The organism is Neisseria sp. HMSC070F02, from assembly GCF_001814225.1.
GTDB lineage: Bacteria > Pseudomonadota > Gammaproteobacteria > Burkholderiales > Neisseriaceae > Neisseria > Neisseria meningitidis.
Genome location: NZ_KV815484.1, coordinates 1 through 25,707 on the forward strand (window position 1 = coordinate 1; position 25,707 = coordinate 25,707).

Annotated in this window: 29 protein-coding genes, 1 tRNA gene and 1 pseudogene; 6 read left to right on the plus strand and 25 right to left on the minus strand. The window is 51.5% G+C overall.

Annotated elements, in window-relative coordinates; translation table 11 throughout:
* Nucleotides 1–35 precede the first annotated feature (35 nt).
* On the plus strand, nt 36–221 hold the full coding sequence (locus HMPREF2959_RS12660) for a hypothetical protein (protein WP_025461257.1): 186 nt from the start codon (nt 36–38) through the stop codon (nt 219–221).
* A gap of 275 nt (nt 222–496) precedes the next feature.
* Here the strand turns inward: HMPREF2959_RS12660 and HMPREF2959_RS09590 are convergent, their stop codons facing one another.
* The 10 genes from HMPREF2959_RS09590 to HMPREF2959_RS09635 form a co-directional block, all read right to left on the minus strand.
* Nucleotides 497–1,243, minus strand: coding sequence for an amino acid ABC transporter permease (locus HMPREF2959_RS09590; RefSeq protein ID WP_002216849.1), 747 nt, complete (start codon nt 1,241–1,243; stop codon nt 497–499).
* Entirely contained in the window at nt 1,227–1,406 is a 180-nt protein-coding gene (locus HMPREF2959_RS13340; RefSeq protein WP_002212887.1) for a hypothetical protein, read from the minus strand. Before HMPREF2959_RS13340 ends, HMPREF2959_RS09590 begins: the two co-directional genes overlap by 17 nt.
* Nucleotides 1,407–1,421: 15 nt before the next feature.
* Nucleotides 1,422–2,093 carry a thermonuclease family protein gene (locus HMPREF2959_RS09600; RefSeq protein WP_002212884.1) on the minus strand — a complete coding sequence of 224 codons (672 nt, stop codon included), beginning with the start codon at nt 2,091–2,093 and terminating at the stop codon, nt 1,422–1,424.
* A gap of 68 nt (nt 2,094–2,161) precedes the next feature.
* Nucleotides 2,162–2,833 (minus strand): ribose-5-phosphate isomerase RpiA, encoded by a 672-nt coding sequence (gene rpiA / locus HMPREF2959_RS09605; protein WP_002227164.1) that lies wholly within the window; start codon nt 2,831–2,833, stop codon nt 2,162–2,164.
* Between the two features lie 76 nt (nt 2,834–2,909).
* Nucleotides 2,910–3,392: a 2-C-methyl-D-erythritol 2,4-cyclodiphosphate synthase gene (gene ispF, locus HMPREF2959_RS09610; RefSeq protein ID WP_002218386.1), complete on the minus strand. Its 483-nt coding sequence runs from the start codon at nt 3,390–3,392 to the stop codon at nt 2,910–2,912.
* 31 nt (nt 3,393–3,423) lie between these two features.
* Complete coding sequence (gene ispD, locus HMPREF2959_RS09615) at nt 3,424–4,113, minus strand: 2-C-methyl-D-erythritol 4-phosphate cytidylyltransferase (protein ID WP_002212881.1); 690 nt, start codon at nt 4,111–4,113, stop codon at nt 3,424–3,426.
* On the minus strand, nt 4,110–4,844 hold the full coding sequence (dnaQ, locus tag HMPREF2959_RS09620; RefSeq protein ID WP_002243296.1) for a DNA polymerase III subunit epsilon: 735 nt from the start codon (nt 4,842–4,844) through the stop codon (nt 4,110–4,112). The genes ispD and dnaQ overlap by 4 nt, the downstream gene beginning before the upstream one ends.
* Before the next feature lie 155 nt (nt 4,845–4,999).
* Complete coding sequence (locus HMPREF2959_RS09625; RefSeq protein WP_002216845.1) at nt 5,000–6,310, minus strand: MFS transporter; 1,311 nt, start codon at nt 6,308–6,310, stop codon at nt 5,000–5,002.
* Nucleotides 6,300–6,485, minus strand: a complete 186-nt coding sequence (ccoS, locus tag HMPREF2959_RS09630) for a cbb3-type cytochrome oxidase assembly protein CcoS (protein ID WP_002212878.1) — start codon at nt 6,483–6,485, stop codon at nt 6,300–6,302. The genes HMPREF2959_RS09625 and ccoS overlap by 11 nt, the downstream gene beginning before the upstream one ends.
* On the minus strand, nt 6,485–6,784 hold the full coding sequence (locus HMPREF2959_RS09635; RefSeq protein WP_002212877.1) for an HLGFF motif protein: 300 nt from the start codon (nt 6,782–6,784) through the stop codon (nt 6,485–6,487). The genes ccoS and HMPREF2959_RS09635 overlap by 1 nt, the downstream gene beginning before the upstream one ends.
* Before the next feature lie 350 nt (nt 6,785–7,134).
* Between HMPREF2959_RS09635 and HMPREF2959_RS09640 the strand changes: the two genes are divergently transcribed.
* Nucleotides 7,135–8,331 carry an acetate kinase gene (locus HMPREF2959_RS09640; protein WP_002243295.1) on the plus strand — a complete coding sequence of 399 codons (1,197 nt, stop codon included), beginning with the start codon at nt 7,135–7,137 and terminating at the stop codon, nt 8,329–8,331.
* 636 nt (nt 8,332–8,967) lie between these two features.
* Here the strand turns inward: HMPREF2959_RS09640 and HMPREF2959_RS09645 are convergent.
* Complete coding sequence (locus HMPREF2959_RS09645; protein ID WP_002212874.1) at nt 8,968–10,809, minus strand: protein-disulfide reductase DsbD; 1,842 nt, start codon at nt 10,807–10,809, stop codon at nt 8,968–8,970.
* A gap of 90 nt (nt 10,810–10,899) precedes the next feature.
* Here HMPREF2959_RS09645 and HMPREF2959_RS09650 point away from each other — a divergent pair, with 90 nt between their 5' ends.
* Complete coding sequence (locus HMPREF2959_RS09650; RefSeq protein WP_002212873.1) at nt 10,900–11,370, plus strand: DUF1841 family protein; 471 nt, start codon at nt 10,900–10,902, stop codon at nt 11,368–11,370.
* A 72-nt stretch (nt 11,371–11,442) separates the two neighbouring features.
* On the opposite strand, the gene hpnC is transcribed toward HMPREF2959_RS09650, so the two are convergent.
* Entirely contained in the window at nt 11,443–12,255 is an 813-nt protein-coding gene (gene hpnC, locus HMPREF2959_RS09655; RefSeq protein ID WP_002243294.1) for a squalene synthase HpnC, read from the minus strand.
* An 86-nt stretch (nt 12,256–12,341) separates the two neighbouring features.
* Nucleotides 12,342–12,824, minus strand: a complete 483-nt coding sequence (locus tag HMPREF2959_RS09660) for an FKBP-type peptidyl-prolyl cis-trans isomerase (RefSeq protein ID WP_002243293.1) — start codon at nt 12,822–12,824, stop codon at nt 12,342–12,344.
* 472 nt (nt 12,825–13,296) lie between these two features.
* On the opposite strand from HMPREF2959_RS09660, the gene HMPREF2959_RS09670 reads away from it, so the two are divergent.
* Nucleotides 13,297–13,533: a hypothetical protein gene (locus HMPREF2959_RS09670; protein ID WP_002246296.1), complete on the plus strand. Its 237-nt coding sequence runs from the start codon at nt 13,297–13,299 to the stop codon at nt 13,531–13,533.
* A gap of 109 nt (nt 13,534–13,642) precedes the next feature.
* Complete coding sequence (locus tag HMPREF2959_RS09675; protein ID WP_002243291.1) at nt 13,643–15,010, plus strand: FAD-binding oxidoreductase; 1,368 nt, start codon at nt 13,643–13,645, stop codon at nt 15,008–15,010.
* 180 nt (nt 15,011–15,190) lie between these two features.
* On the opposite strand, the pseudogene HMPREF2959_RS09680 reads toward HMPREF2959_RS09675, so the two are convergent.
* The 5 genes and pseudogenes from HMPREF2959_RS09680 to HMPREF2959_RS09700 all read right to left on the minus strand — a co-directional run.
* Nucleotides 15,191–16,738 (minus strand): annotated as a pseudogene (locus HMPREF2959_RS09680) (autotransporter outer membrane beta-barrel domain-containing protein); the annotation flags it as partial.
* A gap of 851 nt (nt 16,739–17,589) precedes the next feature.
* A complete protein-coding gene (smpB, locus tag HMPREF2959_RS09685; RefSeq protein ID WP_002229688.1) occupies nt 17,590–18,036 on the minus strand; it encodes an SsrA-binding protein SmpB in 447 nt (148 codons plus the stop codon).
* A 54-nt stretch (nt 18,037–18,090) separates the two neighbouring features.
* Nucleotides 18,091–19,101 (minus strand): lipopolysaccharide heptosyltransferase II, encoded by a 1,011-nt coding sequence (waaF, locus tag HMPREF2959_RS09690; RefSeq protein WP_002229699.1) that lies wholly within the window; start codon nt 19,099–19,101, stop codon nt 18,091–18,093.
* 130 nt (nt 19,102–19,231) lie between these two features.
* Nucleotides 19,232–19,307: transfer RNA gene (locus HMPREF2959_RS09695), tRNA-Asn, on the minus strand.
* A 190-nt stretch (nt 19,308–19,497) separates the two neighbouring features.
* Complete coding sequence (locus tag HMPREF2959_RS09700) at nt 19,498–20,250, minus strand: methylated-DNA--[protein]-cysteine S-methyltransferase (protein WP_002243289.1); 753 nt, start codon at nt 20,248–20,250, stop codon at nt 19,498–19,500.
* 310 nt (nt 20,251–20,560) lie between these two features.
* Here HMPREF2959_RS09700 and HMPREF2959_RS09705 point away from each other — a divergent pair, with 310 nt between their 5' ends.
* Nucleotides 20,561–21,085, plus strand: a complete 525-nt coding sequence (locus tag HMPREF2959_RS09705; RefSeq protein ID WP_002243288.1) for a YbhB/YbcL family Raf kinase inhibitor-like protein — start codon at nt 20,561–20,563, stop codon at nt 21,083–21,085.
* A 224-nt stretch (nt 21,086–21,309) separates the two neighbouring features.
* On the opposite strand, the gene HMPREF2959_RS13345 is transcribed toward HMPREF2959_RS09705, so the two are convergent.
* From HMPREF2959_RS13345 to HMPREF2959_RS09735, 7 genes are all read right to left on the minus strand, one after another.
* Nucleotides 21,310–21,453 carry a hypothetical protein gene (locus HMPREF2959_RS13345; RefSeq protein WP_226876279.1) on the minus strand — a complete coding sequence of 48 codons (144 nt, stop codon included), beginning with the start codon at nt 21,451–21,453 and terminating at the stop codon, nt 21,310–21,312.
* A 325-nt stretch (nt 21,454–21,778) separates the two neighbouring features.
* On the minus strand, nt 21,779–21,940 hold the full coding sequence (locus HMPREF2959_RS12670) for a hypothetical protein (RefSeq protein WP_160336987.1): 162 nt from the start codon (nt 21,938–21,940) through the stop codon (nt 21,779–21,781).
* Nucleotides 21,930–23,075 (minus strand): succinyl-diaminopimelate desuccinylase, encoded by a 1,146-nt coding sequence (gene dapE, locus HMPREF2959_RS09710; RefSeq protein WP_002243287.1) that lies wholly within the window; start codon nt 23,073–23,075, stop codon nt 21,930–21,932. The genes HMPREF2959_RS12670 and dapE overlap by 11 nt, the downstream gene beginning before the upstream one ends.
* A 112-nt stretch (nt 23,076–23,187) precedes the next feature.
* A complete protein-coding gene (locus HMPREF2959_RS09715) occupies nt 23,188–23,808 on the minus strand; it encodes an HI_0552 family protein (RefSeq protein WP_002243286.1) in 621 nt (206 codons plus the stop codon).
* A gap of 33 nt (nt 23,809–23,841) precedes the next feature.
* Entirely contained in the window at nt 23,842–24,351 is a 510-nt protein-coding gene (locus HMPREF2959_RS09720; protein ID WP_002216828.1) for a hemerythrin domain-containing protein, read from the minus strand.
* A 94-nt stretch (nt 24,352–24,445) separates the two neighbouring features.
* A complete protein-coding gene (azu, locus tag HMPREF2959_RS09725; RefSeq protein WP_002216827.1) occupies nt 24,446–24,997 on the minus strand; it encodes an azurin in 552 nt (183 codons plus the stop codon).
* A gap of 280 nt (nt 24,998–25,277) precedes the next feature.
* Nucleotides 25,278–25,700 (minus strand): DciA family protein, encoded by a 423-nt coding sequence (locus HMPREF2959_RS09735; RefSeq protein ID WP_002225054.1) that lies wholly within the window; start codon nt 25,698–25,700, stop codon nt 25,278–25,280.
* Nucleotides 25,701–25,707 lie beyond the last annotated feature (7 nt).

Consider the following 25,707-nt stretch of genomic DNA (forward strand, 5'->3'; position numbering starts at 1 on the left):
TAGGTTCGTAGGAATGACGTGGTGCAGGTTTCCGCATGGATGGATTCGTCGGTCCCGCGAAAGCGGGAATCCGGAACCAGAAACCACAAAAATTTATCGGGAAAACCGAAACTCAAAAACAACGGAAACCGAACGGACAGGATTCCCGCCTGCGCGGGAATGACGGCTCATACATCACCCAAAAAATTGAAACCAAACAGATGGGATTCCCTCTTGCGTGAGGCTGACAGATGCCGTCTGAAAGACTTTCAGACGGCATAGCTTTTTCTCTTTGAATTTATAGTGGATTAACAAAAATCAGGACAGGCGACGAAGCCGCAGACAGTACAAATAGTACGGAACCGATTCACTTGGTGCTTAGCACCTTTAGAGAATCGTTCTCTTCGAGCTAGGGCGAGGCAACGCCGTACTGGTTTTTGTTAATCCACGATAAATTTACCACAAAAAAGCTGCCTCAAATGAATACCCGGGCAGCTTTTTGTTGATATGACTCCAATCAGCGGTGTTGCGGATTGTAACGTTTTTCCAAACGCAGGAATATCCAGCCTAAGAAAGTCGTCATCAACAGATAAATCAGGGCGACGGTGTAAAGCGGTTCTTCATAAACCGAATACCGGCCCGTAATCGTATTCTGAACATACGCCAACTCCGCCACAGCAATGACCGACAGCAGCGAGCTGTCTTTCAAGAGCGTGATGAACTCGCTCGCCAAAGGCGGCAGCATGCGGCGCAATGCCTGCGGCAGAATCACATAGCGCATCGCCTGCGGATAGGTCAGCCCCAAAGAACGCGCCGCCTCCATCTGTCCTTTGTCTATAGACTGGATGCCCGCGCGGAAAATCTCACAGATATACGCCCCCGAGTTGGCGATCAGTGCCAAAGAACCGGCAATCAGCGGCCCGTATCCGCGACGCAGCGCGATTGCCGCCTCGCCGCTGACCAAAATGCCGTCTGAAGGATGGACGAAAAACGGAAACCACACATACGCCCAAATCACAATCTGCACAAACAGCGGCGTACCCCGGAACAGCGTAACATACAGCAGCGAAACCTTACGCAACGCCCACGCCAGCACGCGCATCGGCGCACCGGCTTTTTCCAAGTGAATCAGGCGCGCCAACGCCAACAACAGACCCAATACCGAACCGCCCGCCGTCGCCACGACCGTCAGCCCCAAGGTCGTCAGTGCGCCGTAAAGGAACATCCAGCGGTATTCGTAAATAATGTCAAAACGAAAATCCATATACCGTCCGTATCAAAAACCGGCGGAACTGCCGCCGTTGCAAAATAATCCGCCATTTTACCGTAAAAACCGCCGCCTGAACTTTTTTATCGCGGCAGACGGCGGTTGCGCGTCTCCGCAAAAATGCAGGGCGCGCGGTTTTCAGACGGCATTTGCCGTTCAAAGCCGTGCGGTGTCTTTACCAAATGCCCAACCATTCGCCCACGGCATCCATCCAATCCTTATTGCCCCCGCCGCTCCTGCCTGCCCGGCGGTACGCCCACGGCGCTTGCGGATTTTTAGCTTTCCACAATCCTTTGCGTTCCCTTTCCGCCTGAATTTGAGCGTCGGCATAATCGGCAAAATCCGCCTTATCCTGCTGTTCTTTAGCATAACTTTTATAATGCCACGCCGCCCCGTCCTGCACCTGCATCAGGTTCAAATCGGTTTTGCCGACAGAAACCTGCGCCACTTCGCGCTGGTAGCGGTCGGTGTCGAACACGCGGACGCTGACTTTCCTGCCTTCCGCCGCCGCGCGCAGGTTGTCGCGCGAACGCGTGCCGTAAGCCTGTTTCATCTCCGGCGCGTCGATATACGCCATCCGGATTTTGTGTTTCGCGCCGTCGCCGTCGATAACGTGAAGGGTGTCGCCGTCATAGACTTTGGACACCGTGCCTGTGTAGCGGTGGCCGGATTTCGCCGATGCTCGGCGGCGGGCGGGCGCGTCGGAACCCGCGTCCCCTGCCGCGCCGAGTACGTCGAGTACGGCAACCGCCGTCCGCACCGCCTCGCTGCCGTACCCCGTATAACCCAACGCACCCAAAAGCGACAAGGCGACGGGAAGCCATTTCATGATTTTTTTAATCTGCATATTTTTCAAATGCCGATGCCGTCTGAACATCTCTGAACCGGATTTCAGACGGCATCTTAACGTCAGGATTACCCTTGGCAGGGATAGATGACTTTCGCACCCTCTTCCGTCCCCAAAATCAACACATCGGCGGCATCGCGGGCGAATATGCCGTTTTCGAGCACGCCGGTGATTTTGTTGATTTCGTCTTCCATCGTCAGCGGCTGATCGATATTCAAGCCGTGGACATCGACGATTTGGTTGCCGTAAAACGTGGTGTAGCCGATACGCAGTTCGGGCTGTCCGCCCATAGCGAGCAGTTTGCGCGAAACAAGGGAACGCGCGCTTTCGACGACTTCCACGGGCAGAGGGAATTTGCCCAAACGTGAAACATATTTGCTTTCATCCGCAATGCAGATGAATTTTTCTGATGCGCTGGCGACGATTTTTTCGTTGAGGTGCGCGCCGCCGCCGCCCTTAATCATTTGCAGGGCGTGGTTCACTTCATCCGCACCGTCGATATAGACCGCCAAACCCGATACTTCGTTCAGGGAAACGACGGGAATGTCGTACTGGGCAAGCAGTTCGCTGGATTTTTTGGAGGTTGAAACAGCGCCTTTGATTTTTTTGCCGCTCTTACCCAAGGCTTCGATGAAAAAGTTGATGGTCGAGCCGGTACCGATGCCGATGTATTCGTTTTCGGGTACGAATTCGACTGCTTTTTCGGCGGCGATGCGCTTGAGTTCGTCTTGTGTCGTCATATTTTTGTCCTTTGGGAAACCGTATCAACAAACAGCCGCCATCTTAACATTTTTTTGCACGTCCCGCCCGCCGCGTTCAAATCCGTACCAGCAATACCGCCGCCTGCGCCTCTATGCCTTCCATGCGCCCGAGATAACCGAGTTTTTCGTTGGTTTTGCCTTTGATGTTGACGCACGAAATGTCTATGCCCAAATCGGCGGCGATGTTGGCACGCATTTGCGGAATATGCGGCGCGAGTTTGGGTTTCTGTGCAATCACGGTCGTATCGACATTGACCGCCTGCCAACCCTGCGCCTGAACGCTTTGATACGCCGCACGCAAAAGGACGCGGCTGTCCGCATCTTTGAACTCTGCGGCGGTGTCGGGGAAATGGCTGCCGATATCGCCCAAACCTGCCGCACCGAGCAGCGCGTCGGTAACGGCGTGCAGCAGCGCATCGGCATCGGAGTGTCCGAGCAGCCCTTTTTCAAATGGGATTTCAACTCCGCCAAGTATCAGCTTTCTGCCTTCGGTCAGTTGGTGGACATCGTAGCCCTGTCCGATACGGATGTTCGTCATCGTTTGTGTTCCTGATGTTTTGAATTGAAGTTCAGACGGCATCGAGCAGCAGCCTGACGATGTATGCGTCCTGCGGCTGCGTCAGTTTCAAATTGCGCGCGTCGCCCTGCACCAGCAAAGGGTGGATGCCCAATTTTTCGACGGCGGACGCTTCATCGGTAATGCCGTCCAAGTTTTCCGCAGCCAATGCGCGGTGCAGCAGCCCGGCGCGGAAAAGCTGCGGCGTTTGTGCCTGCCAAAGGCTCGTCCGCTCGACGGTTGCACTAATGTTCCCACCGTCCGCGCGCTTGAGCGTATCGGCAACGGGAATTGCCAAAATCCCACCTTCGGCAGCGTTGCCCGCCTGTTCTATCAACCGCGTCAAAGCTTCAGACGGCAGGCAGCAACGCGCGGCATCGTGTACCAGAATATTGTCGGTTTCCGCCGCCAAACCGGTTTCCAACAATTTTGCCACACCGTTTCGGACGGTTTCGGCGCGGGTCTGTCCGCCGTTTTTCCACACCCGAACCTGTGGAAATGCCGTCTGAACCTTATCGGCAAACGTGTCTTCGGGCGAGACGACAACGACGGTCAAATCGACGCCCTCATGCCGTTCAAAAATCCCAAGCGTATGTTCTAAAACGGTTTTGCTTCCGATTTCGACATATTGCTTGGGTTTGTCCGCACCGAAACGCGCCCCGATGCCGGCGGCGGGAATCAGCGCGATATTTTTGCGCTTCATGCGTCCGTCCCGCCGTTTTCAGACGGCACGGCTTCCTTGCGCCAGATACAGGCTTCGCCCAAGCCGTCCAAATATTGCCCGTGTTCCGCCAACTCGTTTTCGTCCGCCCTGATGACTTTCAGTTTGCCGCTGCGTTTGGTTTCGGTATGCACCACGGGTTTGGTTTCCATTTTTTCCTCTGCGGCCGCACCCATCAGGTCGAACTGCCGCCGCGTCATAGCAAGATAGACTTCGCCCAAAAGTTCGCAGTCGATCAATGCGCCGTGCAGGACGCGCTTGCTGCGGTCGACGGAAAAACGGTTGCACAAGGCATCCAGGCTGGCTTTCTGCCCGGGGAACATTTCGCGCGCCATCGCCAGGGTATCGGTAACGGTACAGCCGAGTTCCTCAACGGTCGGCAACCCCATCCGGCGGAACTCCATATTGAGGAAGCCCACGTCGAATTTGGCATTATGGATAATCAGTTCCGCACCGCGCAGAAAATCGGCAATCTGCCTGCCGACCTCTGCAAACGGCGGCGCGTTTTTCCCTTCCAAAACCTCTATCGTCAGACCGTGCACCCTCGCCGCCTCTTCGGGCATATCGCGCTCGGGGTGGACATAGAGGTGCAGGTTTTTGTCGGTCATTTGGCGGTTGACCATTTCTAAACCGGCAAACTCGACCAAGCGGTCGCCGCCGTCGGCATACAGACCGGTGGTTTCGGTATCGAGGATGATTTGGCGTGTCGTCATATCGGTGTCTTTCTTCTATCTTCGTAAATTGCTTATTTTTTAAGCAATGTATTTTTCTGTTTTCATTTCAATGCACAAACCCACTTATTCACAGTGTGTTCACAACATTGGGCAGGCGGATTGTGTATTTTGGGGACAATTTTTTCAGACGGCATTCAAGGTTTTTTCCTGATTGCCGCCGCGCCTAAAAACCGCCTTTCGCGCTTAATCAAAAATACCGACAACGGAATATTGCCCAAAGCGACAATCAGATACAACAAGGAAATGCTGTCAAACAAAAACAGCAACACCGCGCTCAAAACGGCGGCGGAAACCATAAAAATACCGTTAACGATATTGTTGGCGGCAACGGCGCGGGCGCGGAAAGTCTCGCTACTGGCGGTTTGCAGCCAAGTATAGAGCGGAACGGAGAAAAATCCGCCGAAAAAGCCGATCAGCGTCATCACCGCCATCACGGGATATGCCCATCCTTGCGATAAAAACCAAAAAATGCCGTTCAGCCCTTCAAAACGGTGTCCGTGCGTCAGCCACACCAAAACCAGGCCGCAAACCGTCAAACCCAACGCACCAACCGTTACCCAAGCCAACATCAGCCGTTCCCTGCTGAACTTGGCACACAGTACCGAACCGGCGGCAATACCGATGGAAAACAGGGCAAGCATCAGGTTGAAAACATTGTCGTTGCCGCCCAGATGGATTTGGGTAAAGGTCGGCAGTTGCGTGGTATAAACCGCGCCGACAAACCAAAACCACGAAATACCGATAATGGCGGTAAAAACGGGCTTGTGCCGCACCGTTTCACTCAGCAGGGATTTTGTGCCACGGACAATATTCCACTCAATTTGTGTATCGGCAGCCTTGGCGGGTACAGACGGCATAAACAGGCTGCCGACCGTGCCTCCGACGGCGACCAGCAAAACCAGTATCCCGACAATATAAGGCGGTACACCTGCCACCGCCGTTCCCAAAATCTGACCGAACAGGATGGCGACAAACGTACCCGATTCAATCAGGCTGTTGCCCATCATCAACTCTTTGTCGTCGAGATAATCGGGCAGGATGGCGTATTTCAGCGGCCCGAACAGCGTCGATTGCGCGCCCATGCAAAACAGACACGCCAAAAGCAGCGGGGCAGACCGGATATAAAACCCGTATGCCGCCACCGCCATAATGATCATTTCCAGCACCTTGACCCAACGCGCCAAAACGGCCTTGTCGAATTTGTTACCCAACTGCCCCGACAGCGAGGAAAACAGGAAATACGGCAAAATAAACAGCAACGCGCCCAAGTTCAACATCTGTCCGGCAGGCAGGAAGCCGTTTTGCCCCAAACCGTAAAACCCAATCATCACAAACAGCGCGGTTTTGAACACATTGTCGTTGAACGCGCCGAGAAACTGCGTAGCGAAAAGAGGTGCGAAACGGCGGCTTTTAACCAGTCCCAAACCGCCTTTTTTAGCGTACATCGTTTTCCCTCTCTTTTTCAATCAGTTTACTTGTCGAATCATCATCCATCAGGATGCGGTGCGCCGGCCCTTCCAAGTCGTCAAACTGCCCGTTTTTGCCCGACCACCAAAAAAACCAGCCGATGACAAACGCCAAAATAATGCTGATGGGCACCAATATAAACATGCTTTCCATCACATATTCCCTGTCAAATCGTTCAAAACAAAAGTCTGCCCCGACACGGTCAGATATTCGTTACGCAAAGTTCCGACAGGTGCTTCGTCAAAAAACAGCTCGATACGGTCTTTGACCACGCGCCAATATTGGGGGATTTCCGTCTGACCGAACGGCGACAGGACATGATTTTCCATTCCGCCTTCAAGTTTGACGGCAAAACGCCCGCTTTGCGGCCGCGCCTCTGACTCGTCGTCGGCAAGCAGGATGAAAAAGCCTATATGCCGTCCCCATTGGTCATGAATACTGAAATAATGCATAAATTTCCCACCCGCCTTTTTTCAGACGACACCAACTAAAAACAGGGCGAATGTACCAGTTTGGACGGGAAGAATGCAAAGAAATTCTCCCTCCCCCAGCCGAAAACACCGGCAAACCGCATATCCCCCTTTTTTCCGTCAAAATGCCCGACTTCCGCCATTTTCACGCAAACGCCCGATTAAGCCAAGCAATTGCAAAGATTTTTTGCTAGAATAGCCTGCTTCTTTTATCAACCTTTTCAGACGGCCCCACTACTTTCCCGCCCAGGAAGGCAAAACGGATTCGGCACGAATCCGGTTAGTATCCGTGTCCGATTCCAATGCCGTCTGAAACTTTCCGGAGTAAGAAAATGTCCCAAAAATTGATCTTGGTTTTGAACTGCGGCAGCTCGTCCCTCAAAGGCGCGGTCCTGGATAACGGCAGCGGCGAAGTCCTGCTCAGCTGCCTTGCCGAAAAACTCAACCTGCCCGATGCCTACATCACATTCAAAGTAAACGGCGAAAAACACAAAGTCGATCTGTCCGCACATCCCGACCACACCGGCGCGGTCGAAGCCCTGATGGAAGAACTCAAAGCCCACGGCCTCGACAGCCGCATCGGCGCCATCGGCCACCGCGTCGTCAGCGGCGGCGAACTGTACAGCGAATCCATCCTCGTTGACGACGAAGTCATTGCCGGCATCGAAAAATGCATCCCGCTCGCCCCCCTGCACAACCCCGCCCACCTCTTGGGCCTGCGTGCCGCGCAAAGCATTTTCAAAGGCCTGCCCAACGTCGTCGTATTCGATACCTCCTTCCACCAAACCATGCCCGAAGTCGCCTACAAATACGCCGTTCCGCAGGAGTTGTATGAAAAATACGGCCTGCGCCGTTACGGCGCGCACGGTACCAGCTACCGCTTCGTCGCCGACGAAACCGCGCGCTTCCTCGGCAAAGACAAAAAAGACCTGCGTATGGTCATTGCCCACTTGGGCAACGGCGCGTCCATCACCGCCGTCGCCAACGGCGAATCGCGCGACACCAGTATGGGCCTGACCCCGCTGGAAGGGCTGGTAATGGGTACGCGCAGCGGCGACATCGATCCTTCCGTATTCGGCTTCCTCGCCGAAAACGCCAATATGACCATCGCCCAAATCACTGAAATGCTGAATAAAAAATCCGGTCTGCTCGGCATTTCCGGCCTGTCCAACGACTGCCGCACCATTGAAGAAGAAGCCGCCAAGGGGCATAAAGGCGCGAAATTGGCCTTGGATATGTTTATCTACCGCCTTGCCAAATACATCGGCAGTATGGCGGTTGCCGCAGGCGGTTTGGACGCACTGGTCTTTACCGGCGGCATCGGCGAAAACTCCGACATCATCCGCGAACGCGTGATCGGCTACTTGGGCTTCCTCGGTCTGAACATCGACCAAGAAGCCAACCTGAAGGCACGCTTTGGCAACGCCGGCGTGATTACCACTGCCGGCAGCAAAGCCATTGCCGTGGTCATTCCGACCAACGAGGAATTGATGATTGCACACGATACCGCCCGCTTGAGCGGTCTGTAAGATTCAATCCCCACGCGAACTGCCTCCGAAAACGGAGGCAGTTTTTTTATCCGGCTTTCCATGCTTAAACAGCACCGCCTCTTTTCAGACGTTGACGGTTGCAGCCGCTTACCTGAACCTTATAGTGGATTAACAAAAACCAGTACAGCGTTGCCTCGCCTTAGCTCAAAGAGAACGATTCTCTAAGGTGCTGAAGCACCAAGTAAATCGGTTCCGTACTATTTGTACTGTCTGCGGCTTCGTCGCCTTGTCCTGATTTAAATTTAATCCACTATATCCGACTTTCCATGCTTAAACAGCACTGCCTCTTTTCAGACATTGACGGTTGCAGCCGACTACCTGAACCTTAATGATTGACTATTTTTTAATCATGTTATTATTTTCCATAAAATACATGACATTAAGATGTTTTTCCACAAAAGATACACACACCGGCAAACACCGGCTGTGTTTATCTTTTCTTATGCCTATTTTTTAATCATCGTATTTTTATCTTTTAATTTCAATACGCAAACTAACTTATACACACGGTTTTCACATCTTTGGACTGCTTCCGTGTGTATAGCGGATATTGCCGTTTTCCTTTCTGACAAAAATGCCGTCTGAGAACTTCAGACGGCATTTGAAACATCGGAATCAGCGGTTTTGTTCATACCACTCGATAAACTTGTCTGCTTTGACAAAACCCAGCAGCGGCTCGCTGCGGCTGCCGTCGGAGCGGACGACAAACACGCCCGGCGGCCCGAACAGACCGTATTCTTTCAACAACGCCTGATGTTCGGGCGTGTTGGCGGTTACGTCGATTTGGAAAAAGCGTTCCATATCGACTGCCTGATGCACTTCCGGCTGATTAAGCGTGTAAGCCGCCATTTCTTTGCAGGAAATGCACCAGTCGGCATAAAAATCCAAAACGACGGGTTTGTCGGGATGTTCTTTCAACGCCGTATCCATCGCTGCCTTCAGCGCGGCAGTATCGGCAAACATTTTTCCGTGTTCCGAAGATTTGCCTGCTTCGGCCGGCGGATTGAGGGTCAGGAAATGGTGCAGCGCGGTCGTTTTGCCGTTTGCGCCCTGCCAGCCGAACCACGCGCCGCCTATCAGCAATATGCCGCCCAATGCGAATGCCACAGCTTTCGGACGGCGTTTCTGCCTGCGTCCGTTGACCAGCAGCATACAGGCAGGAACCAGCATCAGCAGCGTGTACAGCGCGACGACGAGATAATAGGGCAAGTGCGGCGTGGCGAGGTAAACGGCGACGGCAAGCAGGATAAAGCCGAAAGCGTATTTGACGGCATTCATCCAATCGCCTGCCTTAGGCAGGATATGCCCGCCGAACGTGCCGATGGCAATCAGCGGAACGCCGGTGCCCAACGCCAAAGTGTAAAGTGCCAAACCGCCTAAAACCGCATCGCCCGTCTGACCGATGTAGCCCAAAGCAAATGCCAGCGGCGGGGCGACGCACGGCCCGACAATCAGCGCGGACAATATGCCCATAATAAAGACGGAAACGATTTTACCGCCTGAAAGCCTGCTGCTTTGATTCTGAAAATACGACTGCACGGCGTTGGGAAGCTGGATGTTGAACAGCCCGAACATAGACAGTGCCAAGACGACCATCAAAGCCGATGCCGCCAACACGACCCAAGCCTGCTGCAACCATACGGTCAGCAGCGCGCCCGTCAGTCCGGCAACAATGCCGACCAGCGTATAAGTCAGAGCCAAACCCTGAACATAAACGACGGACAGCACAAACGCCCGCGCCTTGCCCGCCTTTTTGTCGCCGACCACAATACTGGAAACAATCGGCAACAGGGGATACATACAGGCGGTAAAACTCAGACCCAAACCGGCGAGAAAAAACGCCAAAAGATTGGCGTTGAGCGTATCCCAAGACAGCTTGAAACGGCTGTCGCCGCCCTCATCCCCCTTCGGGGGCGGCAGCGCCCCGCTGCCGTTTTGAGAGGAAGGCTGCAAAAAGCGATCTTTGGCGGATGCCGGTTCGTCGGTTTGCGGATGGTAAGTGCCGTTGCCGGAAATATCAAACTCGGTATCCACGGGCGGATAGCACACGCCGGCTTCGGCACAGCCCTGATAGGTCAAAACCAATTTATACGGTTCGCCGACAGCCTTTGCATAAGGAAAGGCAACCTGCGCTTCGTGATGGTAAACCGTCTGCCTGCCGAAAAACTCGTCTTCCTTCTCTTCGCCCTTGCTGAAAGAAGGCTGTCCCAACAAATCCGCCGGATCGGTCTTGCCGACGATTTTCGCCTGATACATATAGTATCCGTCGGCAATCCTGAAACGGACGTTCACACCGTCGTCGGCAACGGCAAGCTCCGGCACGAATGCCTTTTCCGGCGGCAGCAGATCGTTCGCATCCAGCGCGAAAGCTCGTCCGCACAACATCAAAAATACGGCGAACAGGCAAATCAGTTTTTTCATAATCGAATCCGTTTCAGACAAATAATTTGTCTGCATTATAAATGGTAAGGTTGACGGTGGGATTTAATTTATGTAAAACCCGCCATTATCCGAACCTATTTCCATAAACATCTTATCGAACCCGCCATGTACGATGTCAATACCCACGATGTCCGCCGCTTTTTCGCCCGCGTGTGGCAGCAGCGGCTCAATCCGCTGCAACTGAGCGCACTGGAACAGAAAGCCCTCCGCATTATCGAAGCCCATCCCGAATACCACCGTTATCTCGAACGCATCGAAGACCATCTGGACACCGACTGGCTACCCGAAAACGGCGAAAGCAACCCCTTCCTGCATATGTCGCTGCATCTGTCCGTCCAAGAACAGGCGGGCATAGACCAGCCGCACGGCATACGCGCAATCCACGACACCCTGTGCGCCAAACACGGCTGGCTGGAAGCCGAACACGAAATGATGGAGGCACTGGCGGAAACACTGTGGACGGCGCAACGCTACGGCACCGGTTTGGATGTCAATTTCTACATGACCCGACTGCGCAAACTCATCGGCTTGGGTGCAGAAAATCAAGCCAGGTTGAACCCGCATGAAATCGCCTGACCATACCAACCGCCTGCAAAATGCCGTCTGAAGCGGAACAACCCCTTTCAGACGGCATTCATTTTCCCCCAATCATTTCCACAACGCCTTTTTCAGCATAATCAACCAATCCTTCTTATCCAAAACGGGGCGTTGTGCAAACACATCGTATCGGCACGCGTCCAGTTTCTGCAAAATCAACTGCGCCCCCAACACAATCATACGGAGTTCCAAACCGATACGCCCCTTCAGTTCCCTTGCCAAAGGCGAACCCGCCTTCAGCATACGGAATGCGCGTCGGCACTCATACGCCATCAGCCGCTGAAACGCCGCATCCGCCCGTCCTGCCGCGATCTGTTCCTCAGAAACACCGAATTTCAACAAATCGTCCTGCGGAATATAAACCCTGCCCTTTTGCCAATCCACAGCCACATCCTGCCAAAAATTCACCAGTTGCAAAGCCGTACAGATGCCGTCGCTTTGCGCCACGCACACCGCATCCGTTTTCCCGTACAAAGCCAGCATAATGCGTCCGACAGGGTTGGCGGAACGCCGGCAGTAATCGGCCAGTTCGCCGAAATGCGCGTACCGCGTTTTAACCACGTCCTGCGAAAACGCCGAAAGCAAATCATAAAACGGCTGCAAATCCAAACCGAACGGCACAACCGCCTCGGCATCCAATCGTGCAATCAAAGGATGCGCCGACCGGCCGCCCGATGCCAACACGTCCAACTCGCGCTGCAAACCCTCCAACCCCGCCAACCTGGCTTCAGACGGCATACTGCCCTCGTCCGCCATATCGTCCGCCGTCCGTGCAAACGCGTACACCGCGTGAACCGGCTTCCTCAACCTGCGCGGCAAAATCAGCGAACCGACGGGAAAATTCTCATAATGCCCAACCGACATACCTTCTCCATCCATCAAACAAAATGCCGTCTGAAACGGAACAAACCCTTTTCAGACGGCATCAGATACCTCCAAGCTGCCGGCAATCAGTGGTGGTGATGACCGTGCGGGCCGTGGACATGACCGTGTGCGATTTCCTCATCGGATGCATCGCGCACGCTTTCAACCGTAGCCTTAAAGCGGATTTTCATGCCTGCCAAAGGATGGTTGCCGTCCACCACCGCCTTGCCGTCGGCAACATCGGTTACACGATAGACGACAACATCGCCGGTTTCAGGATCGTCGGCTTCAAACATCATGCCGACTTCGACTTCAACAGGGAACACGCCCACATCTTCAATACGAACCAACTCCGGATCCTGCTCGCCGAACGCATCGTCGGGCGACAGCGCCACATCGACCGTATCGCCGGCATCCTTACCGTGCAACGCCTCTTCCACCAAAGGGAAAATGCCGTCGTAACCGCCGTGCAGATACGCAATCGGTTCTTCGGTTTTGTCCAAAAGCTGATTGTTGGCATCATACATCTCATAATGCAGCGAAACCACGGAATTTTTCACGATAGCCATATTTGTCCTTTCAGGAACAGCAGATTAATTACAGGCGCATTCTAACACAACCGCCGCGCCGGCCGATTACCGTTAACCTATTCATAAACTGTACAGCACATATTTCAATGTAAATCTTTGTTATTTTATTGCGGTGTAACTTTTTTACAACATTCTTAAAACCATTCCGACCTGTCTGCCGACTTTCCCAATCCGCCTTAATAAATCATACAAGATACTGAAATTATATTAATCTCTATAATATTTATCCCTATCGAATTTTTAACAGCAAAACCGTTTTACAGGATTTATCAATCCGCCCGCCAGAAAACTTTTCATTCAAACCTTTTTCCCATCTGTACGACATTGCAATCCCTTATTCCATAGTGCATAATTACGCAAATTCAGCGATGAATTTCCAACCCGGTTTGTAGTATGGTCGATAAAGACCTATTTGTTTCAATAATTTAAATTGGTTCTAAAGGTTACTAAAATGAAAAAATCCCTGTTTGCCGCTGCTTTGTTGTCTTTGGTTCTGGCAGCCTGCGGCGGTGAAAAAGCCGCTGAAGCTCCCGCTGCTGAAGCACCTGCCGCCGAAGCTCCCGCTACTGAAGCACCTGCCGCCGAAGCTCCCGCTGCTGAAGCTGCCGCTACCGAAGCACCTGCCGCTGAAGCTGCCGCTACCGAAGCACCTGCCGCTGAAGCTCCTGCTGCCGAAGCTGCAAAATAAGCATTTTCCGCTTGCAAAAAAGCAGGATACGTTCAGTATCCTGCTTTTTTGATTTTTCAGACGGCATCAGATTCCCTTCCTCAATCTTCTCCCTACCCTTCCGACAAACATGCCTGACCTTCATACCGAATTTTCCCGACTCCTGCCGGCAGATGAAATTGCCGAACTTTCTCCGACGCTTTTAAAAGACCAGCGCAACCGCTTTACGTCTGCACCAGACATCATTTTGCAGCCGCGCAGCGTTGAAAGCGTGCAAACCATTATGCGTTTTTGTTACGAACACCGTATTCCGGTTACGCCGCAAGGCGGCAATACCGGTTTGTGCGGCGCGGCAGTATCGGAAAACGGCGTATTGCTGAACCTTTCCAAACTCAACCGCATCCGCAGCATCAATTTGTCAGACAACTGCATAACCGTCGAAGCAGGTTCCGTACTCCAAACCGTCCAACAGGCAGCCGAAGCCTCAAACAGGCTGTTCCCACTCAGTCTCGCCAGCGAAGGCTCCTGTCAAATCGGCGGCAACATCGCCTGCAATGCCGGAGGTTTGAACGTATTGCGTTACGGCACGATGCGCGACCTGGTTATCGGTTTGGAAGTCGTCCTCCCCAACGGCGAGCTGGTTTCCCATCTCCATCCCCTGCATAAAAACACCACCGGCTACGACCTGCGCCATCTGTTTATCGGCAGCGAAGGCACACTGGGCATCATCACTGCCGCCACGCTCAAGCTTTTTGCCCGTCCCTCGGACAAGGCAACGGCATGGGTCGGCATACCCGACATCGAATCCGCCGTCCGCCTGCTGACCGAAACCCAAGCTCACTTTGCCGAACGCCTATGCAGTTTTGAGCTGATCGGCCGTTTTGCCGCCGAGTTGTCTTCCGAATTCAGCAAATTCCCCCTGCCGACACATTCAGAATGGCATATTTTACTTGAGTTGACCGACTCATTACCCGACAGCAATCTTGATGATCGGCTTGTCGAATTTCTTTATAAAAAAGGATTTACCGACAGCGTATTGACACAAAGCGAACAAGAACGTATCCATATGTGGGCATTGCGCGAAAACATCTCCGCATCGCAACGCAAACTGGGCACCAGCATCAAACACGATATTGCCATTCCTATCGGACGCGTTGCCGACTTTGTCCGCCGGTGCGCCAAAGATTTGGAACAGAATTTTAAAGGCATACAAATCGTCTGCTTCGGACATCTTGGCGACGGCAGCCTGCACTACAATACTTTCCTGCCCGAAATCCTCAGCAATGAAGTCTATCGTTACGAAAACGACATCAACGACGCAGTTTATCGCAACGTTCTTGCCTGCAACGGCACGATTGCCGCCGAACACGGCATAGGTATCATCAAAAAACAGTGGCTGGACAAAGTACGCACGCCTGCCGAAATCGCCCTGATGAAAAGCATCAAACAACACCTTGATCCATATAACATTATGAATCCGGGCAAACTGCTTCCGTAACCGGCATTTCTGATTTGCATACACAACAAAGAAAGGGACAATAGATCCGATTGTCGGTTTAGCGCGAGCTCGTGAGTGCGGTAAAAAATTGGTGGAAATGACACGAAAAATGACCGCATTTTTAAAATAAAAAAATCGGCAGTGAATTTCCCTGCCGATTTTATTTTGTTACAACTTAACTTAAAACGTCCACTGCAAATTCAACGCACCTTGTTTAGCCTGATGATGTTTGCCTGTTTGGCGGTTGAATGAGGCTTGTAAGGTTAAGTGAGATTTGATTTTCACTGCTACACCTAATTGGCTCTCAATTGCCGTCTTATTGTTTATCACTCGACGCTCTCCGTCCATTTCCACACCGAAAGGTTTGTTGTGGTAAAGCGCGTTCACAGCGGCGAAAGGTTCAATAGCGATATTTTTATAGAGTGAAAATTGCGCTTTAGCTTGAACGCCCACTCGGCTTTGTAATTGGCGGGAGCCAAGTAAATTCACGTGGGCATTTTCGCTATCGCTGAATTTTCCGTTTACCCCCAAATAAGTCAATTGTGCCTGTGGTTGTAGGTAAACACGAAGGCTGTTGCCCTTTTTAGTTACGTGTTCCGCCAATAAAGCGTTGTAACCTGCTTCAATTGAGGCAGTAATACCTTTTGAAGTAAAACGTTCTGTAGCATCTTCAGTGTTGATACGGTGGCGGAAGCGTTGATATTGCATCCAGCTATCCGCATACGCACCTGTCTGTTTGTCCTGAAGCTGATGCCAAGTGGCGTAAACGCCTGCACCAAAGCCTTTCACATTTCCCGTTGTAAGATTGTCTGTATCTGGATTGCGGAAAGTACTGCGTTGTTCTGCCTGTCCGCCCATTAAGCCAATAGAAAGTTGATTACTTTCGTTTTGCCATGTGAATACTTCGCCGCCGAGTTGCACACCTTTTCGATTTCCCTCTACTGGTGCGGTTTTACCTTGTACATCTTGGCTTAAGTGACCACTAATTAAACGCAACCACAAGCCTTTGCGTGGTAAAGTGCGGTCAAAAATATCGCTGTTTTTGTCGTTCAAACGCAAGGCGAATAAGGTATTGGCGGCTTGAGCCTGTTGTGCATAAATCGCAATATCATCGCGTTCTTGCACTTTGGTAAAAAAGCCCTCTGGGCGTTGTTGTAAAGAAAGCGTATAAATTCCCTTTTGGTGTTTGCCAGAAAGACGGAATGCGTGTTTATCTGCTGTGCCATTTACTTTGATAATTTGATGCCCGTCTAGGTGTTTTAAATTATCCAACGCTTTTCCCTCAAAAATAATATCTGATGTGCCAGTTATATTTTTTTCAAAAGTTAAAATTGGTGTTTCAGGGACTTTATCTTTTAGACCGTAAGCAAAACGAAAACGAGCTCCGCCAGCATAATCTTCTTTTACGAGTAAACTTTCACTTTTAGTGTTAAAACGGATGTCTGCATTCGTTGTTTTTAATTCCCCAACATCAGAATCCCAACGGGGTTCCCAGAGAGAATTTTCTAAGCGGAATTCATCCAAACTAATTGTTTGTCCGATAACGTGTGAGTTGTCTGTAACATCAATATAGTGGAATGGATCTAAACCAGAATATAGCTGCTCTTGCCAACTAGTAAGCTGATTAAGTGTTGGGCGAAGCCATTCGATATAATTACCTACAGATAAAATTTCGCTGTTGATATGGCTATTTTTTATTTGTGGAGCTAAGGAGAAAATATCGCTCTTTATGAGCATCTGGGCATAGCTTCCTAAGGATGGTTGTTTACACTTATCATTATTGGAATTCTCAGTATTTACATAGTCCTTAAAATATTGCTGGAGTGTTTTTTCTTCTTCCCCATTTCTTTTTTCAACCCCGAAACCTCGGGCGAAGCCAACAAGGTAATCTTCAGTGTATTCCTTGTCATAAAAAGAAATCTTTTTTGAGTTGTTGATGTTTTCGAATTGGTGTGTTTTAGAGTATAGTGCGGGAACTTTGAGAGAGTTCTGAGAGCTACCATTCGTCGGTTTTAGAAGATAAGTTTCTTGTTTCCAGTATTCGCTGCTTTTATCTCTAAGTTTTTTTAAGCGATCAATTTGCTCATTTGTTAATTTAGAATTGTCGTAAACGTAATCAACAGCCAAAAGCGGAGAGGTATAAAGAATAGAAAAAATAGACTTACAATAAATGATTTTTTTAAACTTCTGCTTGCTTCGAGTTTCATAATAAATTTTCCTTTGTCAAGTAAAAATAAATGGGGCGTGGATTTTAGCATAAAACTGAACAAAAAATGTCATTTAGCTCACATTTTTCTCTATTTATTTCTTATTTATTAAAGGTAAACGTTTGCTTTTTGCTATTTTGTCAAGCCAGTTTGAAAATGTGTATAATTGCCCTCGTTATTTACAAAAATTTCAGGAAAAATGACCGCACTTTACCCTTGGCTAATGCCAATTTATCATCAAATTGCTCAAACCTTTGACGAAGGTTTGGGGCATCATGCTGTGCTGATTAAAGCGGATGCTGGTTTAGGTGTAGAACGTTTACACATCAGGCGGCAGCCTTGCCCATACCCTCTGAAGCACTGTTTCCACAATCAGCGCGTATGCTTAATCAACCGCTGTTTCTCGCGTTTCCAATCCGCCTCTTTCATACTCTGACGTTTGTCGTGCTGTTTCTTACCTTTTGCCAAACCGATTTCCATCTTGATTTTTCCGCGCGAAAAATGCAAATCCAGCGGCACGATGGTGTAGCCGGCACGTTCGGTTTTGCCGATTAATTTGTTGATTTCCGACTGGTTCAACAAGAGCTTGCGCGGACGTACGGCATCTGGTTTAATGTGTGTCGAGGCTGTGGGCAAAGCCGTAATATGGCAGCCGACCAGATAAAACGCGTCTTTTTTCCAATAGATATAACTCTCTTTAAGCTGTACGCGCGCGGCGCGGATTGCTTTGACTTCCCAGCCTTCCAAGACCAAACCGGCTTCAATCCGGTCTTCAATGAAAAAATCGTGAAATGCTTTTTTATTGTTCGCAATAGCCATAAACATCCTATCAATATCCGCCGTCAGACGGCATAAACCCGAAAACAGAACCCATCATACCGCCTCTTCAACCGCCTGCACAATCTTCTCGGGATACAGCCTGTTGAGGCAGTCGGTATGCCCCAGCGGACATTCCCGCTTAAAACAGGGCGAACATTCCAAGTGCAGGCTGACGATTTTCGCCCTGTCGCTCAAAGGCGGCGTATGCGTCGGGCTGGAAGAACCGTAAACCGCCACCACCTTCCTGCCCAATGCCGCCGCCAAGTGCATCAGCCCGCTGTCGTTGCACACAACCGTGTCCGCCAACGACAGCAAATCCATTGCCTGCGACAAATCGGTTTTGCCGCACAAATTGACACACATACCGTCTGAAAGGCAGTTGATTTCCTCGGCAATTTCATCATCTTTTTGCGAACCGAACAGCCAAACCTGCCAACCCGCCGCCAGATAATGTTTGCCCAACTCGGCAAAATGCCTTGTCGGCCAACGCTTTGCCGGCCCGAATTCCGCGCCCGGGCAAAATGCCAAAACAGGCTTTCCAAGATTCAAACCGAAAGTTTCGACAGAAATTTCCCGCCGCCGTTCATCAATGGAAAACTCGGGGAATCCCGAATGCCCGTCAAAATCTTCCTGACTCGGATGCGCGAGAGCCGTATATCTGTCCACCATCAAAGGCAGACGTTCCTTATCCAGCCTGCGTATATCGTTCAACAGAAAATAACGGCTTTCACCGACATAACCCGTCCTTTTGGCAATACCCGTTGCTAGCGCGATGACTGCCGATTTCAAAGAACCGGGCAACACGATAACCTGATCGTATCCGCGCCGCCCCAAATCCCTGCCGACCCGCCAGCGGCGTTTCAACTCCAACGCACCGTGTCCGAACGGATTCTCAAGAATTTCATTCACTTCCGGCATACGCTCGAACACCGCCATCGACCACTTCGGCGCGAACACATCAATCGTGCAACCGGGGTGAAGTTCCTTCAAACGGCGGAACAAGGGCTGGGTCATCACGCAGTCGCCTATCCAACTGGGAGAAATAATCAGGATTTTGATGGACATAACAAGAAACCGAAATCAGACAGGCAGAATTTTACCGCGAAACCGTTGGAAAACCTATCTTGTCTCATTCCGAACGCCGTACGTGCAAATATGAAAAAGCCCGAACATTCAAGTTCGGGCTTCAAAATTCTGGCTCCCCGACCTGGGCTCGAACCAGGGACCTGCGGATTAACAGTCCGTCGCTCTACCGACTGAGCTATCGGGGAATGGGGCGTATTATAGCGTCCGGAAAAAATGTGTCAATCCTTAATTTTGGAAAAATGGGCGACAAAACGACAAGCATATGAATCAGAAAGACATTAAGACCGATGCCTTAAAAGGATTGCCGTTGTATGAATTTCCACAGCCGTCATCACACCATATTTAAGCCCGATGAGCCGTTCTGCCCTCCCCCGCTTAAAACAATGCCGTCTGAACTTCGCCGCGTTCCAAAGCCAGTAAAAACTGTTTGCGGTTCAACCCTCCCGCGTAGCCGGTCAGTTTGCCGTCGCTGCCGATGACGCGGTGGCAGGGAATCAAGATAGACACCTTGTTCTGCCCGTTGGCGGCGGCAACGGCGCGGACGGCGTTGGGGTTGCCCAAACGCTGCGCCTGCTCTTTGTAGCTGCGCGTTTCGCCGTAAGGAATCGCCAAGAGCGCGTCCCATGCCTGCTTTTGAAACTCGGTGCCAATCTGCTCCAAAGGCGTGGCAAAGGTTTTCAGACGACCCTTGAAGTATAAGTCCAATTCCTGCCGCAAAAGTTGCGTCCGCTCATCCTCCCGAAACACAAACCGTCCGCGCAAGGCTTTTTGGACGGCGGCAATTTCCTGTTCCAAATGCTTCTGTCCGACAAACTCCAGCAGACACAAGCCTTTACTGCCGAACACCGCCAGCATCTCGCCCAAAGGCGTGGCAATGGCGGCACACACCAGCTCGTTCAAACTGTCGGGATAACTCGCTTCCAGCAGACGGATGGCGCGGCGGATACGGACATATTCTTCAGGCGCACAGCCGATATTGTCCCAAAAATCCCGCTCGAACTGCCCGGCTTCGCATTCCGTCAAATTGGGATGCGGCATAACGCCGCACTCACAAACCCGGGTTTCGAGCCAATAGCGGATTTCATCCCATTTTGACGGCAGATTGTTTAAGGAAGGCAGGGTAATCATTCGTTTGCTCCGTATCTCTATCATGGATTTGGCGGCAAAATCCCCAATTTTTGCCATTCCCGCACGCCGGAGCAGGAACGGGCTATGACGTAAATCTTGAGGGTTAGGTTGCGGCAATGCCTAAATATGCGATATTTCTAAAGCCTCAGGGAAAGGAATTAAAGACTTCAGACGACCTGCAAAGGGTCGTCTGAAACCACGATTTTTGCATTTACGCATTCCGGCACATCATCCAACCGTTTCGGCACATTCCTGCCGCCGTTGACAGCCTATAATGAATCCACTTATTCATCAAGCAAAGGAATCATCTATGCAAACCCGCATCCTCTCCGCCGTACTGCTGGCTTTTTCAACCGCTGCCTTTGCCGGGGGCGCATTCACGCTGCAATTCGACAACCCGTCCGAAGACGGCGGCTTCACGCAAAACCAGCTTTTGAGTGCGCCTTACGGCTTCGGCTGTTCAGGCGACAATGCTCCGCCCGCGCTGTCGTGGAAAAATCCGCCCGCCGGGACAAAAAGTTTCGTCCTGACCGTTTACGATAAAGACGCGCCGACCGGACTGGGCTGGATGCACTGGGTGGTCGCCGACATTCCCGCCGATGTCCGCCGCCGCAACGCGGCCTCGCTGCAATTAAGCCGCTGCGCCAACATCGCCGACGACCAGCCCGCAGCCATATCGGCAGTAATCAGTTTGCGGATTTGCCGCATCAGGTTGACGCCTTCGTACACGGCAAAACCGATGCCGTCATGCTGCAACCACGCCAACACGCCGCAAAGCGCGGCCTCCGCCACATTGTGCGGCACTTTTTCATCCGCCAGCACCGCAGCCGCATAATCAAACGCCGCGTTCATCTGCCTGGGATGCGGCAGCTTCACCGCATCGCACACTGCCTGCGCCGTCCCGTATTGTGCGGCAAACCTTTCTATGGCTTCCTGTTCGAAAGCAATCCATTGCGCCTGATAGAGGTCGTCTGAATCGGGAATATTGATGACGTCAAACGTCTGCCCGCCTGCCAACGCAACCGCCTCACCCGCCGCAATCCTCAATTCGCGCCTCGCTCACCGCAGCTTCTTGCTTCCGCGCCGCACGATAAGCACAGCCGGTTCATATACCGCCACGCTGCGGTACAAGGCGGTATGATGTTGCACGATGCCGCCCAAAGCACCCAATCGTTCGCGCGTATGAAAGTAATTTGACGGCACTATTATCTCCAACACGCAGGGCCGCACATAAGGCGCAGCCCTGTTTACCCTGATTTGGAAAGGGTTACTTCCCAAAAAATAAACCAAAATCCCACCGCCCCGAATGGCCGGGTTTCAACCATATTCCGTCGGCGTGCCTGAAACTTGACCCCTCCCCTGTCGGGGAGGGTCGGGGAGAGGGTAAAACGGGGCAGATACAGGCAATATTTCCGTTGCCGCCCCGATGCCCTCTCCCTAACCCTCTCCCACGAAAGAGGGAATGGATTGCCGTTTAAATAAAAAAATCTACATAAAAATCAATGTTTTATAGTGGATTAAATTTAAATCAGGACAAGGCGACGAAGCCGCAGACAGTACAGATAGTACGGCAAGGCGAGGCAACGCCGTACTGGTTTGAATTTAATCCACTATATCTCAAACCCACATTAGGTCTAATCAAATGGTCGGACATCCATATCCGACAGCCCATTTTCTTTTCAGACGGCATTTCCAGCCAACAAGCGCGCCAATATCCCCTCATACACCGCCGACAGCTTCGGAATATCGTCCAGCCGCACGTTTTCGTTGATTTGGTGGATGGTCGCATTGGACGGGCCTAATTCGATGAGTTCTTTTGCAATGGCTTTGATGAAGCGTCCGTCCGAAGTGCCGCCGGTGGTGGACAATTCGGCCTCAATGCCGCAGGTTTCGGCAATGGCTGCGCGTGCCACGTCGGTCAGTTTGCCCGCTTGGGTCAGAAAGGGCTGCCCCGAACACGACCACTGTAAATCGTATTGCACGCCGTGTTTGTCCAAAATGGCGTGAACACGTTGTTTCAGCCCTGCTTCGGTGGACTCGGTGGAGAAGCGGAAATTGAATTTGACGCTCAGCTCGCCCGGAATGACATTGGTCGCGCCTGTACCGCCGTTGATATTGGAAATTTGAAAGCTGGTCGGCGGGAAGTATTTGTTGCCTTCGTCCCAGACTTCCTGCGTCAGCTCTAACAAGGCCGGGGCAAAAGTATGCACGGGATTGATTGCCAAATGCGGATAGGCAATATGGCCTTGCTTGCCTTTGACGGTCAGGTTGCCCGACAGCGAGCCGCGCCGGCCGTTTTTAATCATATCGCCCAATTTGTCCACGGCTGTCGGTTCGCCGACGATGCAGTAGTCGATAAGCTCGTCGCGCGCTTTCAATACATCGACGACTTTGGTCGTGCCGTCCAACGCGTCGCCCTCTTCGTCGGAAGTAATCAGAAGCGCAATGCTGCCTTGGTGGTCGGGATGTTCGGCAACGAAGCGTTCACAGGCGGTAACGAAGCAGGCGATGCTGGTTTTCATGTCTGCCGCGCCGCGCCCGTATAATCTTCCGTCGCGCTCGGCCGGTTCGAACGGGGGCGAATCCCATTTTTCGACAGGACCTGTCGGTACAACGTCGGTATGCCCTGCAAAACAGACGACGGGAGCTTTCGTGCCGCGTCGCAACCAGATGTTTTTGGTGTCGCCGAAATGGAGTGCTTCAGCCGCAAAACCGATTTTGTGCAGGCGTTCGGCAAGGAGTTTTTGGCAATCCCTGTCGTCAGGGGTAACGGATGGTCGGGAAATCAGCTCTTTGGCAAGCTCTAGGGATTGAGTTTCGGTCATATTTGTTCACTTTTGAAATTAGACCGTCTGAAACGTTCTGAATGTGATTTTCAGACGGCATTTAGGTTAGGTTGGCATACGGGGTGGGTATTTTACCCATCAGTCTTCTGAATCATTTGCCGTGACACGCTTCATAAAGCGACAGCAAGTCTTCCACTGTTTCCGCTATCCATTTCACGACATCCTGCCTGCCCAAATCGTCGCGCTCGATGTGTTTGCCGATGCAGAAGAAATCTTCGTCGTTTTGCAACCTTCGGTCGGATTCATTTTGCTGCGCGACAGTGCGGTAGTCGTCGTATTCGCTTTCCGCGCCGTGCCACATATCGAAAGAAGCGTATTTTTCAGTATCAAAATTATCCAACCAACGGTTGTAATCAGGCAGCGCAATCGGCGACACGTCGGCTTTGTAGCAATGCCAGTCCAAGCTGACACTCAAACGGCGGCGGTTGAGCAGTATCGACAAAATCGCGGCGGAATTTTTATATTGTTCGTATTTGAAGTAGGCAAAGAAATGGGCGCGAACCTGCCAGCCGTTGCACCAGCGTTCGATGTGCGGCGGCGCAAACGGCGCACCCAATTCGGCGGCAACCTGCTGAATCAGCTGCTGCCATATCTGCCAGTTTTCCTTGTAGTCGGCTTTGATTTGCGGAATGCTTTCAGGCTGGTATTTTTTAAGCTGGGAAAATTGGAAAAACGGGATATTGAACAAATCGCAACTTTTCGGGGTCAGCATAATATATCCTTGAGACGATTGTTTCAGACGGCATTATCTGCGCCGGCGCGCCGCCATGATTTCGCCGATTTCGGTCAGTTTCTCTTTGGGGATGAACATCTTGCCCATGTCGAACAAGGGTTCTTCAATCGCCAAATGCACATCATATCCCGCCACAAAGCGTTTGAACGCTTCCGCATCGGGAATATAGGCATTGTCTGCTTCGAGTTTGGCAAATTCGGCAGCCACGGCATCCCAGTTGCCATGCAGGCTTACATGTTGGCGTAAAAGCTCGTCCACGCTTTCTTGGGCTTGCGGCGCATATTGCAGCAGGAGCGGGAAAAAGTTTTCTTCTTCGTCCTCATGGTGCAGCGGCGCGGCAACGTTGAAATACCGGGTGATTTGGCGGATGGTTTGCAAAACAAGCTGATTGCAGCCGTTTTCGGCGATGTAGTCCGACAGCATCGCGACTTGGCCGCAAAAACGGCGTACTTTGCCGTGGCAGGCATACAGCATTTCAATCGGTTCGGCAAAGGTAACGCTTTGGGTTTCAAACGGATTCATGTTTTCGTTCTCAACGGGCACTTTTCAAGCAGTCATTTTATAATAAAACAGCCTGCACAAAGCAGGCTGTCCGTCTTTTGAGACTTTAAGCGGATTAATCGACCAAAGTCACTTTGCCGTTCATCAAAGCACCGTGACCCGGGAAGGTGCAAGCGAATTTGTATTCGCCGTCAGCCAGTTTGGCAGGATCCAGAGTCAAAGAAGATTCTTCGCCGCCACCGATCAGTTTGGTGTGGGCAACAACGCGCGCATCGTCAGGTTTAACGTAGTCAGTGTCAGCTGCGCCAACGCCATCTTTGAAAATACCGTCCATGTCTTCAGTTTTACCGATGACAATGTTGTGACCCATGCTGGTTTTAGGTTGGGTACCGGTGTGTTTCAGGGTGATGGTGAATTCCTTACAAGCTTTGCTTACTTGGATGTCTTTAGTGTTGAACTGCATATTGTCGTTGGATTCGACAGTTGCCGCACAGTTGCCGGCAGCAGGGGCTTCGGCAGCATCTGCAGGAGCAGCTTCGGCGGCAGGCGCTTCGGAAGCGGGTGCTTCAGCAGCAGGAGTTGCCTCGGCAGCAGGCGCGGCAGGTTCTTGAGAGCAGGCAGCCAAACCGATAACGGCGGCAGAAATCAGAGCCAGATACGCTTTCATAACAAATCTCCAATCGATAAAATAATATTCGGTTTTACAGAAATCAAAGTGCAACCGCCATTAACAAAACCTTGAAAAAGATTCCGCCGCGTTGCACAAACAGATGTTTCGGAGCGGCATTTTGCTACAAATTTCATTTGAAATCAAAGCCTGTCTGCAAGTTTACAATCGTTTACTTTAAAAGGGGCAATTTTACCCCGAACCTATTTCTTTAGTATTAGACCCATTATCCTTTACTTCTTAATATTAACGGATGTTTACACAAATTCCCGTATACATTTTATGCGCCATGCCTTCTAACCAAGTTTGCCAATGCCTCCGCCAATTCGGGATGCCGTTTTTCCAACTTTGCCGCCGCCGAACCGAAACTCTCCAGCGCAGCCTTACTCAAATGCAGGGTATTGGTTTTCGGCGGTTTTTCCGGTTTCGGGACCAGCCTGACCGAAACAGAGCGTATCGAAGCGTCAAGCCCTGCCAACTGCGGCAATACCGACGGTGCAATCATTTTCAAGCGCGATGCCGCCATATTGTTTGCCGCCAAAAGGACAAGCCTGCCGTCTTCGATACATGCCGTCTGAAAATGCGGGTGCAGGTTGGCAGGCAGCAGTTTTTTCACGGCGGCATCCAACCGCCGCCACTGTCCCGCCTGTTTCAAAAGTCCGGAAAGCAGCGCGTCCCGCCTGCCCAACTGTTCCAAATTCATAAAACAT